14 protein-coding genes and 1 tRNA gene are annotated in these 15,138 nt (G+C 57.6%); 9 read left to right on the top strand and 6 right to left on the bottom strand.

The window, feature by feature from the left end; genetic code table 11:
* Positions 1–112 precede the first annotated feature (112 nt).
* The 8 genes from lon (at position 113) to QMX85_RS01850 (ending at position 8,788) form a co-directional block, all read left to right on the top strand.
* Positions 113–2,509 carry an endopeptidase La gene (gene lon / locus QMX85_RS01885; protein ID WP_282338478.1) on the top strand — a complete coding sequence of 799 codons (2,397 nt, stop codon included), beginning with the start codon at positions 113–115 and terminating at the stop codon, positions 2,507–2,509.
* Positions 2,510–2,639: 130 nt separating this feature from the next.
* Complete coding sequence (locus tag QMX85_RS01880; protein ID WP_090230685.1) at positions 2,640–2,912, top strand: HU family DNA-binding protein; 273 nt, start codon at positions 2,640–2,642, stop codon at positions 2,910–2,912.
* 49 nt (positions 2,913–2,961) lie between these two features.
* Positions 2,962–3,038, top strand: a tRNA-Asp gene (locus QMX85_RS01875).
* Positions 3,039–3,132: 94 nt separating this feature from the next.
* Positions 3,133–5,010, top strand: a complete 1,878-nt coding sequence (locus tag QMX85_RS01870; protein WP_282338477.1) for a SurA N-terminal domain-containing protein — start codon at positions 3,133–3,135, stop codon at positions 5,008–5,010.
* A gap of 318 nt (positions 5,011–5,328) precedes the next feature.
* Positions 5,329–5,607 carry a DUF3509 domain-containing protein gene (locus QMX85_RS01865; RefSeq protein ID WP_273233472.1) on the top strand — a complete coding sequence of 93 codons (279 nt, stop codon included), beginning with the start codon at positions 5,329–5,331 and terminating at the stop codon, positions 5,605–5,607.
* A 178-nt stretch (positions 5,608–5,785) separates the two neighbouring features.
* Positions 5,786–6,625 (top strand): UTP--glucose-1-phosphate uridylyltransferase GalU, encoded by an 840-nt coding sequence (gene galU / locus QMX85_RS01860; RefSeq protein ID WP_090230693.1) that lies wholly within the window; start codon positions 5,786–5,788, stop codon positions 6,623–6,625.
* 168 nt (positions 6,626–6,793) lie between these two features.
* Positions 6,794–8,149, top strand: a complete 1,356-nt coding sequence (gene gorA, locus QMX85_RS01855; protein ID WP_282338475.1) for a glutathione-disulfide reductase — start codon at positions 6,794–6,796, stop codon at positions 8,147–8,149.
* Between the two features lie 9 nt (positions 8,150–8,158).
* Positions 8,159–8,788, top strand: coding sequence for a trimeric intracellular cation channel family protein (locus QMX85_RS01850; RefSeq protein WP_282338474.1), 630 nt, complete (start codon positions 8,159–8,161; stop codon positions 8,786–8,788).
* Positions 8,789–8,945: 157 nt separating this feature from the next.
* On the opposite strand, the gene QMX85_RS01845 is transcribed toward QMX85_RS01850, so the two are convergent.
* The 6 genes from QMX85_RS01845 to QMX85_RS01820 all read right to left on the bottom strand — a co-directional run bounded on the left by QMX85_RS01845 (position 8,946) and on the right by QMX85_RS01820 (position 14,395).
* A complete protein-coding gene (locus tag QMX85_RS01845; protein WP_282338473.1) occupies positions 8,946–10,142 on the bottom strand; it encodes a zonular occludens toxin domain-containing protein in 1,197 nt (398 codons plus the stop codon).
* Between the two features lie 2 nt (positions 10,143–10,144).
* Positions 10,145–10,459: a DUF2523 domain-containing protein gene (locus QMX85_RS01840; RefSeq protein ID WP_282338472.1), complete on the bottom strand. Its 315-nt coding sequence runs from the start codon at positions 10,457–10,459 to the stop codon at positions 10,145–10,147.
* Positions 10,459–11,823, bottom strand: coding sequence for a virulence factor TspB C-terminal domain-related protein (locus tag QMX85_RS01835; RefSeq protein ID WP_282338470.1), 1,365 nt, complete (start codon positions 11,821–11,823; stop codon positions 10,459–10,461). Before QMX85_RS01835 ends, QMX85_RS01840 begins: the two co-directional genes overlap by 1 nt.
* A 148-nt stretch (positions 11,824–11,971) precedes the next feature.
* Entirely contained in the window at positions 11,972–12,184 is a 213-nt protein-coding gene (locus tag QMX85_RS01830) for a major capsid protein (RefSeq protein WP_282338468.1), read from the bottom strand.
* Positions 12,185–12,410: 226 nt separating this feature from the next.
* Positions 12,411–12,740: a DNA-binding protein gene (locus QMX85_RS01825; RefSeq protein ID WP_282338467.1), complete on the bottom strand. Its 330-nt coding sequence runs from the start codon at positions 12,738–12,740 to the stop codon at positions 12,411–12,413.
* Positions 12,741–12,991: 251 nt separating this feature from the next.
* Positions 12,992–14,395, bottom strand: a complete 1,404-nt coding sequence (locus QMX85_RS01820; RefSeq protein ID WP_282338466.1) for a phage/plasmid replication protein, II/X family — start codon at positions 14,393–14,395, stop codon at positions 12,992–12,994.
* A 161-nt stretch (positions 14,396–14,556) separates the two neighbouring features.
* Between QMX85_RS01820 and QMX85_RS01815 the strand changes: the two genes are divergently transcribed.
* Entirely contained in the window at positions 14,557–14,898 is a 342-nt protein-coding gene (locus QMX85_RS01815; protein WP_282338465.1) for a helix-turn-helix transcriptional regulator, read from the top strand.
* Positions 14,899–15,138: the final 240 nt, after the last annotated feature.

The following is a 15,138-nucleotide window of genomic DNA, read 5'->3' as shown; positions in this document are numbered from 1 at the left end:
CGATGGCCCCTTTGCTTTTTTCTGCTGGCTTGTTTTTTCATGCCCCTAGCCCCATCTTAAGTTTCAAGGGCTACTCATTTTATGGCCGCATGGCCGCCGTAGAGCGAAAATCATGAAGAAAACCATCGATTTGCCACTCCTGCCGCTGCGCGATGTCGTGGTTTATCCGCACATGGTGATTCCGCTGTTCGTAGGGCGCGATAAATCCATCGAGGCCCTGGAATCGGCGATGACGGGGGACAAGCAGATACTCCTGTTGGCACAAAAGAACCCGGCCGACGATGACCCTCGCGAAGACGCTCTGTACCGCGTCGGGACAGTTGCTACGGTCTTGCAGCTGCTGAAACTGCCGGACGGCACCGTCAAGGTCTTGGTCGAGGGCGAGCAGCGCGGCGTAATCGAACGATTCCATGAAGTAGATGACCACTATCGTGCCGACGTGGCGCTGATCGAAGAGCAGGAAGCGCCTGATCGTGAAGCGGAAGTGTTCACCCGCAGTTTGCTGAGTCAGTTCGAGCAATACGTTCAATTGGGCAAGAAAGTGCCTGCAGAAGTACTTTCATCGCTCAACAGCATCGATGAGCCGAGCCGCCTGGTCGACACCATGGCCGCGCATATGGCGTTGAAAATCGAACAGAAGCAGGAAATCCTCGAAATCACCGATCTCGCTCCGCGGATCGAGCATGTCTTGGCCTTGCTGGATGCAGAAATCGATCTGCTGCAGGTCGAAAAGCGTATTCGCGGGCGTGTGAAGAAGCAGATGGAGCGCAGCCAGCGCGAGTACTACCTGAATGAGCAGATGAAGGCCATTCAGAAGGAGCTCGGCGATATCGATGAAGGTCATAACGAAGTCGACGACCTGAAAAAGCGTATCGACGCTGCCGGGTTGCCGAAGGACGCGTTGGCCAAGGCCCAGGCAGAGCTGAACAAGCTCAAGCAAATGTCGCCCATGTCCGCCGAGGCGACGGTGGTGCGCTCGTACATCGACTGGCTGGTCAACGTGCCGTGGAAAGCTGAGAGCAAGGTTCGCCTCGATCTAGGCAAAGCCGAGGATATCCTCGACGCCGATCATTACGGCCTCGATGAAGTGAAAGAGCGCATCCTCGAGTACCTCGCGGTACAGAAGCGCGTGAAGAAACTCAAAGGCCCCGTGCTTTGCCTGGTAGGACCTCCGGGCGTCGGCAAGACGTCCTTGGCCGAGTCCATCGCCCGCGCGACCAACCGCAAGTTCGTTCGAATGGCGCTTGGCGGCGTACGCGACGAAGCAGAGATTCGCGGTCACCGGCGTACCTATATCGGATCGATGCCAGGGCGCCTGATTCAGAAAATGACCAAAGTGGGTGTCCGCAACCCGCTGTTCCTGCTCGATGAGATCGACAAGATGGGCAGCGATATGCGCGGCGACCCCGCTTCAGCATTGCTTGAGGTGCTGGATCCCGAGCAGAACCACAACTTCAACGACCATTATCTGGAAGTCGACTACGACCTTTCTGATGTGATGTTCCTGTGTACCGCCAACTCGATGAACATCCCCGCGCCGTTGCTGGACCGCATGGAAGTAATTCGTCTGCCGGGTTACACCGAAGATGAGAAGATCAACATCGCTCAGAAGTACCTCGCGCCGAAGCAGGTTCAGGCAAATGGCTTGAAGAAGACCGAGGTGGAATTCGATGAGGCCGCCCTGCGCGACATCATTCGTTATTACACGCGCGAAGCGGGGGTGCGTAGCTTGGAGCGGCAGATTGCCAAGGTTTGCCGGAAGGTGGTCAAGGAGCACGCGACGGAGAAGCGCGTCAAGGTCGCGATCGACGCGGAATCTCTTGAGCATTTCCTGGGCGTCCGCAAGTTCCGCTACGGCCTGGCCGAGCAGCAGGATCAGATCGGTCAGGTGACCGGGTTGGCTTGGACGCAGGTGGGCGGGGAGTTGCTGACCATCGAATCCGCCGTTGTTCCCGGCAAAGGTCAGCTCATCAAGACGGGCTCGCTGGGTGACGTCATGTTGGAGTCGATCACCGCCGCCCTGACGGTCGTTCGCAGCCGCGCGAAAAGCCTTGGTATCGCGCCCGACTTCCATGAAAAGCGCGATGTGCACATCCACATGCCCGAAGGTGCGACGCCGAAGGATGGTCCGAGTGCCGGTGTCGGCATGTGTACGGCGCTGGTTTCCGCGCTGACGCAGATCCCGGTCAGGGCGGATGTTGCCATGACGGGTGAAATCACCCTCCGAGGACAAGTGCTCGCAATCGGCGGGCTCAAGGAAAAACTGCTCGCCGCTCATCGCGGTGGAATCAAGACCGTCATCATCCCCGAAGAGAACGTTCGCGATCTGAAGGAAATTCCGGAGAACATTAAGCGAGACCTGCAGATTAAACCGGTCAAATGGATTGACGAGGTCCTGCAAATTGCGCTGCAATACGCGCCGGAGCCCTTGCCCGATGCGGCTCCCGAGCTGGTAGCGAAGGATGACAAGCGGGAGGCTGATCCCCAGGAGAGAATCAGTACTCACTAGCTGGACGCGTCCTTGACACTATTTTCTGGCCCTTGATATAAAGCGGCTCTTGTGTCGGCAGGCCCTTCAGCATCCGCTTCGCAAACACCTAATTACAGAAAACATACTCAATAGAAATAAGGGGACTTAAGTGAACAAGTCGGAACTGATCGATGCCATCGCCGCATCTGCTGATATCCCGAAAGCTGTCGCTGGCCGTGCGCTTGACGCGGTTATCGAATCCGTCACTGGCGCTCTGAAGGCTGGTGACTCCGTGGTACTGGTAGGCTTTGGTACCTTCGCAGTGAAAGAGCGCGCCGCTCGCACTGGCCGTAACCCGCAGACTGGCAACCCGATCAAAATCGACGCGGCCAAGATCCCTGGCTTCAAAGCAGGTAAAGCTCTGAAAGACGCCGTCAACTAAGCGTCTTCGGGCTTTGCCCTTCGGATCGGCATTGGCCTGATCCGGCTGCGGAGCGGTAGTTCAGTCGGTTAGAATACCGGCCTGTCACGCCGGGGGTCGCGGGTTCGAGTCCCGTCCGCTCCGCCATTTACGAGAAGGCGCATCCTCGGATGCGCCTTTCTTCTATCCGGATTCTACCCACGCTGCGCGGCCGTTTTTGTTATGGCTGTCTGGGGGACGCATGCTGCAGAACATCAGGGACAATTCACAAGGCTGGATTGCCAAGACCATCATCGGCGCCATCATCCTGCTCATGGCATTGACAGGTTTCGATGCCATTTTCAGAGCGACCGATCACAAGCAGGACGCTGCCAAAGTCAATGGTGATGAGATCGCCATTGCGGAATTGAATCAAGCCGTAGAAATGCAGCGCCGCCAATTGCTTCAGCAATTGGGCAAGGATTTCGATGCTTCCCAGCTCGATGACAAACTTCTAAGAGATTCTGCTCTCAAGTCCTTGATCGAGCGGAAATTGGTGCTGCAGGGCGCCAAGGATGCAGGTTTTGCCTTTTCACAGCCGGCAATCGACCAGTTGATCCTGCGTACCCCCGAATTCCAGAGCGAAGGCCAGTTCAGTAGCGAGCGCTTCGACCAGGTCATTCGGCAAATGGGCTACAGCCGTCTGCAGTTCCGTCAGATGCTCGAGCAAGAGATGCTCATCGGGCAACTGCGTGCAGGCATTGCCGGTAGCGGTTTCGTCACTGATCCCGAGGTGAACGCATTCGCTCGCCTCGAGAAGCAGACACGGGATTTCGCGACGCTGACCCTGCCGGCGGACGGTAGCGGTGTAACTGTCAGCCAGGACGATGTGAAGGCTTACTACGGCGCGCATGCCGCTCAGTTCATGAGTCCCGAGCAGGTCGTTCTCGAGTACGTGGAGTTGAAGAAGGAGGCATTCTTCGCTCAGGCACAAGTCAAGGAGGAGGATCTGCAAGCGCTCTACCAGAAGGAAATCGGTAGCCTGGCCGAGCAGCGCGAGGCTGGCCACATCCTCATCGAGGTAAATGACAAGCAGACCGAGGCGCAGGCAAAAGCCAAGATCGACGAAATCAAGGCTCGCATTGACGCGGGCGCCGACTTCGCAGCGCAGGCCAAGCAGTTTTCCGAAGACCCAGGCTCAGCCGCTGCTGGCGGCAATCTCGGGTTCGCAGGTCCAGGTGTCTACAACCCTGCATTCGAGAAAGCGCTGTATTCGCTCAAGAAAGGCCAGGTTTCCGAACCGGTTCGCACGGACTTCGGATGGCATCTGATCAAGCTTCTCGACGTCCAGGCTCCCGAAGTCCCCAGCTTCGCCAGCCTCAAGAGCAAGCTGGAGCATGATCTGAAATCCCAGGAAGTCGAGCAGCGTTTTGTCGATGTGAGCAAGCAGCTTGAGGACGCGTCGTTCGAAGCGTCGGATCTCGCCCAGCCTGCGCAGGAACTCGGCTTGAAAGTACAGACCAGCGCCCCGTTCGGGCGCGAGGGAGGCGAAGGTCTGGCGGCCAATCGGCAAGTGCTGCAGGCGGCGTTTAGCCCAGAGGTTCTGGAAGACGGTGCGAACAGCGGCGTGATCGAACTCGATCCCGAAACCAGTGTGGTGATCCGCGTGAAAGAACACCGGATGCCCGAGCAGCTCGCGATGGAGCAGGTTTCGTCTTCCATTCGTGAGCAGTTGTTGAAGGAGCGCGCTACCGAGGCGGCGAAAACCAAGGGCGAAGAGATGCTCGCCAGTCTGCGTGAAGGTAAGACCTCAGTGCAGCAGGCTGGCGCAGCCGGTACCTGGCAGCCCGTAGAAGCCGCTACACGAAACCAGGAAGGCGTCGACGCAGCGGTGCTCCAGGCGGTCTTCCGTATGCCGAAGCCGGCCGCTGGCACCGGCAAACCCGCTTACACCGGTGTGGTTCTGTCGAGCGGTAGTTACGTGCTGGTAAAACTCAGCGGGGTGAGCGAGCCGGAGCAGGAGCTTTCGAGCGAAGAGAAGGCGTCCTATAGCCGATTCCTCGCGTCGCGCAGCGGACAGCAGGATTTCGCCGCGTATCGCAAGAAGCTGGAAGCCGAGGCAAAGATCGAACGCTTCTGATCTCCGATTGAACGTTGAAGCAGCGGCAGATGCCCGCCTCGAAAGAGGCGGGCATTTTTCTTTTGAATAACGGGCGAGCTTTCGAACTTGGGTGCTTTTTCCCGGTCGGAAAGCGGGACGATGCTTTAACGCATACGCTGCTCCTTCGAACCATCCTGCAATTTGCAAGTCTTAAAGCGCAGGGTCATGCAATTTGCACGAGTTCGCCTATCCTGGGTATCGCTAACTCATTGTTTTTTTTGAATTTGTTCTTGCTGGCTGGTTGGCATGAAGGCTGCTCCCTAACGGGCGATAAAATAATCGCCTCAAGGACGTCCCATGCATCAAGCTCTGGAAACAATCGCCGCTTCATTTCCTGGTTACCAAACATCCGCTACAGCTCGTCCTGACGGCGGTTACCTCCTTGCGCTGAGGGGCGAGGATGGTTCCGAGATCAAGCGTGTCGTCAGTGCCGCTCAGATTACGACCCATGCTCGCATCGAGTGTCTGATCAGTACGATGCGCAGGGACATGGCGCTGCAGTTTGGTGAGGTTCCGCCGGTCGAGTCGCTACGGCGTCTGCGCGAGGCAGGTTTGCCCACCTATCACCATGCGTAATACGGGCGTCATGGAAGCCTAGCAAGTTTGGTTGCAGGAAAGATGGCAGACACTCACGGACGGCCTCAGGATGAGGCGAATGATGGAAGACATGGAAAATCCAGTCAGCCGTTGTAAGCCCGGAACGGCCTGATAGACTGGTCTCCGCACTTTTTCGTAATGCCCTTAAAGGACTCTCATGATCAAGAAATGCCTGTTTCCCGCTGCTGGTTATGGAACCCGTTTTCTCCCCGCTACCAAGGCCATGCCCAAGGAAATGCTGCCGGTGGTGAACAAGCCTTTGATCCAGTACGGCGTTGAGGAAGCGCTGGATGCAGGGCTTACACAAATTGCAATTGTGACGGGGCGCGGCAAGCGTTCGCTGGAAGACCACTTCGACATCAGCTACGAGCTGGAACACCAGATTCGCAACACCGACAAGGAAAAATACCTGGTCGGTATCCGTCGCCTGATCGATGAGTGCAATTTCTCCTACACCCGGCAGGTCGAGATGAAGGGCCTCGGTCACGCCATCCTCTGCGGCCGCCCGCTGATTGGCGACGAACCTTTCGCCGTGGTTCTGGCCGACGACCTCTGCTTCAACCTCGAGGGCGATGGCGTTCTGAAGCAGATGGTCAAGCTGTACAACCAGTTCCGCTGCTCGATCATCGCGATCCAGGAAGTGCCTCCGGAAGAAACGTCCAAGTATGGCGTGATCGCCGGCGAGCTGATCCGTGACGACATCTACCGCGTCAACAACATGGTCGAGAAGCCCAAGCCAGAAGACGCGCCTTCCAACCTGGCCATCATCGGTCGCTACATCCTGACGCCGGACATCTTCAAGCTCATCGAAGATACCGAGCCGGGCAAGGGCGGCGAGATCCAGATCACCGACGCGCTTCTCAAGCAGGCTCAGGACGGTTGCGTGCTGGCGTACAAGTTCAAAGGCAAGCGCTTCGACTGTGGTAGTGCCGAGGGTTACATCGACGCCACCAACTTCTGCTTCGAGAACCTCTACAAAACCGGTATGGCGTACTGACACGCTCTTACGCTGCGTTAGAAAAGCCGCCTCCGGGCGGCTTTTTCATGGACGCTGATCGGCATGCTTGCGGCGATAGTGTGTGAGCAGCAGGAGAGGGCGGTGGTGGACCTTTGCCGCCCGAAGGCACGCGCTAGGTTATGCTTCGCGCATTACGAGGAGAATCACATGGCCTACGACTTCGACTTCTTTGTCATCGGTGCCGGATCCGGCGGCGTTCGCGCGGCGCGTTTCGCTGCGGGGTTTGGTGCGCGCGTCGCGATCGCCGAGAGTCGATACCTGGGCGGAACTTGCGTGAACGTCGGCTGCGTACCGAAAAAGCTGCTGGCCTACAGTGCTCACTTCGAAGAGGAGTTTCACCAGGCGAGCGGCTTCGGCTGGTCGCACGGTGAAACGGACTTCGACTGGAATAAGCTCATCGCCAACAAGGATCGTGAAATCCTTCGCTTGAACAACATCTACCAAAAGCTGCTGGATGATTCAGGGGCCACGCTCTTCGAGGGGCACGCGCGCCTTGTCGATGCGCATACCGTCGATCTCGATGGGAGACGTTACACCGCCGAAACCATCCTGATCGCCACGGGCGGCTGGCCGGTCATTCCCGATGTGCCTGGGCGTGAGCTTGCGATCAGTTCGAACGAAGCGTTTTATCTTCCCGAGTTGCCCAAGCGCATGCTGGTGGTCGGTGGTGGATACATCGCGGTGGAGTTCGCGTCGATCTTCAACGGTCTCGGATGCAAGACATCGCTGCTTTATAGAGGTGATCTGTTCCTGCGCGGCTTTGACGGCTCGCTCCGTCAGCATCTGCGCGATGAGATGCTGAAGAAGGGCCTGGACCTGCAGTTCAACACCGACATCGCCCGCATCGACAAACAGGCCGATGGCAGCCTGCTGGCGACACTCAGGGATGGCCGTACCCTCGAAACCGATTGCGTTTTCTATGCCACCGGACGGCGGCCAATGCTGGATGACCTGGGGCTCGAGAACACGGCGGTCGAGCTGGATGAAAAGGGCTTCATAAAGGTCAACGAGGAATACCGCACCAGCGAGCCTTCGATTCTCGCCATTGGTGATGTAATCGGTCGCGTGCAGCTCACGCCGGTGGCGATCGCTGAAGGCATGGCGGTGGCGCGGCGCCTGTTTCGGCCGGAAGAGTATCGCCCCGTGGATTACTCGCAGATTCCTACCGCGGTCTTCAGCCTGCCGAACATCGGTACTGTCGGCATGACGGAAGAAGACGCGCGCAAGACGCACGATGTCCGTATTTACGAGGCGCGGTTCCGCCCCATGAAGTTGAGCCTCACCGACAGCCAGGAACGCACGTTGATGAAGCTGGTAGTGGATGCGGAAACCCACCGCGTTCTGGGTTGCCACATGATAGGGCCGGAAGCGGGGGAGATCGTCCAGGGGCTGGCAGTGGCTCTGAAAGCGGGCGCGACCAAACAGCATTTCGACGAAACCATCGGCATTCACCCAACCGCGGCGGAAGAGTTCGTCACCATGCGCACGCCGGTGAGAACCTGAGCCCGGACCATGCCGTCATTCTTCTATCTGTCGGACCTGTTCGGCGTAGCCGTATTCGCCATCACGGGAGCGCTGATGGCCGGACGAAAGTCCATGGACCTGTTCGGTGTCCTGGTGATCGCCATCATCACGGCAGTGGGCGGCGGTACGTTGCGGGACATGATCCTGGGCAACCATCCGGTCAGCTGGGTGCGCGACGACACCTACATACTGGTCGCGTCGCTGGCGGCCATTTGTACGGTGGTGTGGGTCCAGCTGACTCGTCCGATCCACGAGAACGGTTTGCTCATCGCCGACGCCTTTGGCCTCGCGGTGTTCACAGTCATCGGCACCGAGGTGGCGTTGGCTCATGAAACGTCCGCTAGCACGGCGGTGATCATGGGTGTGATGACCGGCGTTGCGGGCGGCGTGATGCGCGACGTGTTATGCAATGAGATTCCGCTGATTTTCCAGAAGGAGATCTACGCAACCGCATGCATCGTTGGATCGCTGACGTTTCTTGGCTTGCGCGCGATGGAGATGCCGCACTGGCTGGATACCGGGATAGCGATGGGAGTGGTGTTGGCGATACGTCTGGCGGCCATTCGCTGGCATCTGTCGTTGCCGAGTTTTCATTTGCTGGATCGACACATTCCATAGCAGCGCGGTGGAGTCGTTCTTACCAACCTCCTGTAATGCGTAATTTAACATAATATACATTATGGGCAACGTCAGCGCATGACGTAATCGATTGAGAAAAAGGTGGCCACGCACGCAACGACCACCAGCAGAACGAAAATCAACAGAACCCGTTCAATCACCACAGGAACTTCGCTTTCTCATACGGCACGACAGACACGCGAGCCTGAGACACCACAGGCTGACTAGAAACCGCCTGGAACTGCGCTGAGCCGCCAACAGACGCCGGCTCCTGCTGCTGCCGGAAACCACCACCGCCAACCTGCGCAGTGTTGCGATCAGGAACAGACGCATCGAAGTAGCCACCGGAAGCGACAGCTGCGCAGAACTCGAATTCAGAGGCGACCCGCGTGCCCTGTTGCGTGTAGCACTGACAGACCGAAACACGCCCCTCAATGTAGCCAACGGACATAGCCGAGCCCTGGCGCTCAACAAGGCGCGAATCGGAGCTGGTGACGCAATAGAGCTTCGGCGCGGCCTTGGGCTTGGTGAGGTCGTCATAGATCGGCGCAGTCGACGGCACGCCAGCAATTCGCGGCTTGCTCTGGGCGATGTAATCAGCCCTGGTCGTGGGCTTGGTGGCATCAGGAACAACGCTGGGCATGAACGATTTGGCTGCATCGGTAACGCTCTGCTGAAGCGATTTCGCGGGAGCGTCAGCAGTCGCCTCAACAGGCTTTGGCGCCCAAATTCGATCATAGGCACGCCAGCACAGCACCACGGCAACCAAGGCGGCAGCGCCAAACATCATGGCCTTTTTCGACGGTTTGAACTTGAAATGGTGGCCGGCCTTGGCGCTGGTGTAGACCCCGAAATAACGCCGATCAAGGGTGGGAAACGTGCGCGTGGCTTCCTTGTTGCTGGCGAGCTTTTCAACATCGTTGACGCAGCGTTCCATCTCATACCGAGACAGCTTGGACGAACCGAAAATACGCCAGTAGTGGATGTGCTTGTTGCACAGCCGGCGAACGTGCACGTCGATGAATCGAGGATCTTGAGTGATCAAGTGCACCTCATGGCCCTTCTTCCTCATGATCTCGAATTCAGAGGCGTAGCGCGGCACCTCTTTGCGAGGATCGCGAACCCCGAACCAACCCTGGGCTTCATCGACAACGATGATGGCGTTATCGGGCAGATCGAACCACAGGTGAGGATCGTCGAACTGATACCACTTCGCTTGCAGCTTGTCGGGCTGCAAATCCGTCACGTTATGGAAATAGACCGGCCGATCCTGCGCATAGGCGCTGGTGTCGACCTCTTTGATGGTGTTCAAGGTCTTGCCGTGGCCCATCAGGCCGGTACGAATGTAGAGCATGGTTACGCCTCAAGAACGCCGGTATTACCCAGGGATTTTTTGCGGCCGGAAATCTTGTCCATGCCAGCTAGAACGAAGCGCGTAGTGACAGCAGAGAGATAGATGCTGATGGCCACGTCGAACTTGGCGATGCCCAGGATGGCCTGCAGCGGGCCAGGTGCATTGCCGAGCTGGGAATGCACGTAGTTCTGAATTTCGCCCAGCGCATAGTTGATGCCGACGTAGGAAACAACGCCGATACCGATCATCTTGAGAACCATGCGAACCAACGGCCCAAGGACCTGAATCGCCACCAACACCAAGTAGAAAAAGTGCATCAGGCACCTCCAACAGAACGGCCGATATAGAGCGCAGCAGCCACACCGGCAGCAGCAACAATCAGCCAGGAAAGATCGGCAGCAACAGCGCAGACAGGCTCATAGCTGAGCCGGAACGTGTGGCCACCGTTGGAATTGAGGGAAATTTGAGACGGGGGCGGACAGGTCTTAGGAAGGAAACCTGAGGCGCCAGAAATGACGCTGGGAACCTCTACCTCGCGCTCATCAAGCTTGAATTTGTCGCCCTGGAGCAGGCCGTCGATATTGCTTTTCTGAGCCTCATAATCACCGGCCTCCTCCGCATTGCAGCGTTGCGCCTTCTCCTGGCGAAGAATGGCGCACTGGATGGCATCGCCAGTGCAGGCAAGGGCCGCTTCACATGCCTCACCAGCAACAGTGCTATCGCCCTCCTCGCCCTCTCCTTCGCCATCACCAGAACCGCCGCCACCGGAACCATCACCATCACCATCACCAGTACCGCCGCCACCGGTACCACCACCGTCAGAACCTCCACCAGTTCCACCGCCATCAGAACCGCCGCCGGTACCGCCACCATCAGAGCCACCACCTGTACCGCCTCCAGTACCACCGTCTTCACCGCCGCCATCACCGCCACCATCGCCATCACCTCCACCATCAGCGGGCGTCTTTACGCAGGTAGTACCCGACCAGGAATAACCGTCTGGACAGCCAGGGTCGTTCGGATCGGAGGGGGGAACATCAGGCGTCGTCGGTGGATTGAGAGCGCCACCAGTTTTACCCAGCGCAGCATCAGGCTCAGAACATGCCTCACCATTGCCCTTACCCGTGTAATTGCAAAAACCCCGTGAACTATCGCCGGGCAATGTGAAACAACTGCTGGCACTGGAATTAACAGTAAATCGACACTTGTTATAGCAAACAGAATCACCCATAGGCGGGTTAACAACATAGTTACGACCGCCAGAGTTAATAACAGGGCCATCGCCGGATGCAAATATTCCGGGATCACCAACCTCACAAGGCGGTGGAGGCGTTTCACACTCACCAGTTTCAGCGTTGTAGTTCTGGCCGGAAGGACAAGAGTCGCCAGATCGGGACACTACCCAAGCTCCGCGACCATCAGCTAAGCGACAGCCCCAGGTGCCATTTGACTGCTTTACAGCATGCATGAGGGTGCCTGAAGAACTGGCATTAGAACACGCATCAGACGGAGAAGAGCCAGTGCCCCAAACAGTGCCATTTAGAACAACGGTCCACCGGTAATCAGCCGCATTAGCAGCATGAGAAAAAAAAGCAACAACGAAGAGTGCGACGAAACATCTAAACCCTGCCAAAGAACAACGCAGCCAGCGCAATGAGAGTAACCGCGAGAACATATTCATTTGGCCCCATTCCCATGATGGTTCTCCAAAAAAAAGCCCGGACTAGCCGGGCGTTGTAAATGACAAACAGTTCCCAGAGGGGAACCGCCGATTTGCTCGGCGGCTCATGCTTCGCTCGCCTGAGCAAAAGTCGGCGGGAGGCTGTTGGTCAGACGGCTCGGCGCATGTACTTAAAGCCAGCTGCAACGACCAGGACGCCAATGGCGGCCCAACCGAGGGTGCCGACGTCCCCTTCAACTGCGGTGACTTTGGCGGCAGCAGCAGCAGCATCAGCCAGCGCAACGCCAGTGGTGGCAACCATCAGGCCGCCGACAACAGCCGCTTTGCGACCGAACTTTTGAACCATGTTGCGTACTTTCATGAGTGAAGCCTCAGAGTAGTTTTTTCATCACGAGGAAACAGAAAACGGCAGTGAACAATGAAATGGTCACGTCCTTGAGTTCTATAAATTCCTCATCGGAGATAGACGGAGCAACTTGCAACTCCGTCCGCATTTGCTCACCCGTGACAGTAATTGGCGTGCCAGAACAGAGAACTTCGCCCCCTACCCCAACGCTCCAACTTCCGTCACAGGCGAGAAAATTCATTTAGCTGGCAGCTCGAACAGGCGCAGCAACTTGGAAGTTGACTGGCTTGCCGTCGCCAGCCAGCCAGCGTTCGAGGCCAACGTTGCCGGCCTTCGACTTCCACGGTTTCGGGAAGAACGGAACAGCAACTTGTTTGCCAGCGTAGTTCTGATAAATCTTGTCGACACCGGCTTCGATATGACTCTTGCCGATACGGATGCCCGTCGTTACATCAACGATCTGGCCGTATTCGTCGCGGCCCTCGCTGACGACCAAGACATACGTCTCGACGATGCCGTTGTCTTTTTCTTTGGTCGAAATGCCTTTGCACAGGCCGAGTTTAATTTCCATGGAGTTTCCCCTTTGGTTAAAGGCCTGTGGCCCATTGAACGAAGTAAGTAATGCCGACGATTGCGGCGAGAAGTTGCCCAAGCAGACCAGTTACCAGGGCGCTACAAATAACCAGCTGGCCAAGCGAATAGACGGGCTTCATGTCAGCATCCAGAGCATTGCCTTGGAGAGGCCCCAAGCGATGCCAGCAAGAGCAGCCAGAAGGTGCCCAACGATCACGACCTGCCAGAAAACCCAGGAAAGGACGCGCATCAAGCAACCCTCGGCAGCTGATACCAGTCCGGACGCTGGGCCGCGAAATCGATCTGGAGGAAGCGCAGCAGCGGCACGACGTTGTTCGGGCCGTGGTCGCACTTGAGCTTCTGGAGGGCAGCCTTCGAGATGCCGCACGCCTGAATATCCGCAACGTGACGGTAAAAACTGGCGCGGCTCATCGACTCCATCGTCTCTTCCCAGCCGAACTCCCGGATGCTCCGGAACGTGCGGAACAGGTTCCGGGCATAGGCGTCGCTGGGCTTGCCCTGGATCGCGATGGCAGGCACGTCTACACCGGCCTCTACGCGGGGTTTTGTCATCCGGACTTTGCCCGGCTTGGTCCACTTCTCAAGCAGTGCTTTGAGCACCGATTCATCGTCAATGACTCGCATGGTCATGCCCTCAAAGGCCTTAAACAGTTCGCGCGTTACTTGCGCCCAGCACCACTCGATCAAGCACGTGCCGTGGTCGGACAGCCACCGTTGAACCCTTGCGAGATCGAACAGCCGGGACGGAATGCCGCGACGGTTCAGCCAGCGCTTGGAAACGGAAGCCTCTACACGAAGCAGGTTCTTCACCCACTCCAAAAGACGGGGGTCGCTCATCACCTTCACCGTGCGGTGCGCCGAGAGGTTCAGGCGGGATGCACGGTTGAGCATGTAAGCGAGCTGCTGCGGGGTGAGCGCCTTGCGCTCGATCGGCCGGATCGGCTCGCGGAGGTAGTGCAGGAAGGGCTTGCCCTTCCCTCTCGCCAGCGCCTTGGCTTCAGCGAGCGCGGCATGGAATTCATCGTTCTTCAGGTACAGCTTCAGCTTGCGGAGCCGCGAATCCTTGGCTCCGAAGTAGGCAGTAGTGGTGTAGTTGTCACCGCGTGCCTTAGTTTGGCCGTTGCTAACCCCAGCAATAGCAGCGATGGCTTGAAGCGCGGATCGCTCGTTTGGCATGCGGGCTGAGTAGGTGCAGTCAATGTCGTAAACCTCGGCCTCGGGGATATCGAGCATGTCAAACAGGTTGGGGTAAGCGACCTCCAGCCAACGGAGCATTTCGTAGGCGCCGTGCAGGATGTCTGTAGGGCCGAAGACGTTGTGACCCTGCAAGAGCTTGGCCGGGCTCGCCTTCATCTCGACGCCGGGCATGACCCGCTTTCCAAGCGACTCGTGAAACACCTTGAAGGCCATCGGGGTGAAGCCGGTGCTCAGCGATTCCCACTTGTGGCGCAGATCATCAGCCTGGAGATTCCCATCTTCATCGCGCTGAACCTGACCCGCCGAGAGCGGAACGCCCTTCTTCATCAGCAGATCAAGCTCGACCAAATGAATCGGTTCCTTGCGGCCGTCGACGCCCAGGAGGCGGACGTGCTCGCATTTGAACGGAACGAAGAGGTGGATTCGGTCAAGCACAGGAAACCTGTCAATACCCTAAATGTGTACGCGCAAGGTACGATAATTGTCTTATCAATTGCAAGACACAATTGTCGCATCCGTGGTCTATTTATCGGATATGTATAGGCGTACAGGAGATAGGGTGTATGACCGGTATAGGTGAAGCGGGAAGGACAACGATGAGCGTAGGCGAAAACATCCGGCAGAAGCGTGCAGCAATGGAGCTGTCGCAGCAGGCGCTCGCGGAGAAAATCGGGTCAACGGCGAAGACAATCGCGCGATGGGAGAGTGATGAGAACTACCCAGGCGGAGACGCCATAATCAACATGGCGCATGTTTTTGGGTGCTCGACAGACGAAATACTTCTCGAGCGTAGCGAGCGGGAAATTTCCCCAGAGATGCGCGCGCTGTTCAGGCGATTCGGAGACCTACCGGACGATCTGAAGCCGATGGCGAGAGGGATGATCGGTGCCATATTGGCAAGCATGGAAGAAGAAGCGGCGAGGAAGACCGCAGCTTGAAAAGTCCCACCATGAGACAAGAGTCCACCATTAGAGAAGGTGGACCCGGCTGCGCCGGCCCGCGCTGAAACTCCGAACCTGCCGGGACCTGACCAGTCGAGCTGCTGACGACGATGGGAGACTGCAAGCGCAGTCGCGCAGAGACGGCGGGAGCCACAAAAGCGGGTCGATCAGCATGCGGTAGACCTGATTCGCGGGACTGACAATCGAGATACGCAGACAAGCCCCTGGCGTGCCGCA

The sequence above is a fragment of the Pseudomonas sp. PS02288 genome, assembly GCF_029959715.1.
GTDB lineage: Bacteria > Pseudomonadota > Gammaproteobacteria > Pseudomonadales > Pseudomonadaceae > Pseudomonas_O > Pseudomonas_O kuykendallii.
The sequence above is the reverse complement of the archived record's forward strand: the minus strand, read 5'-3'. Positions and strand labels throughout refer to the sequence as shown.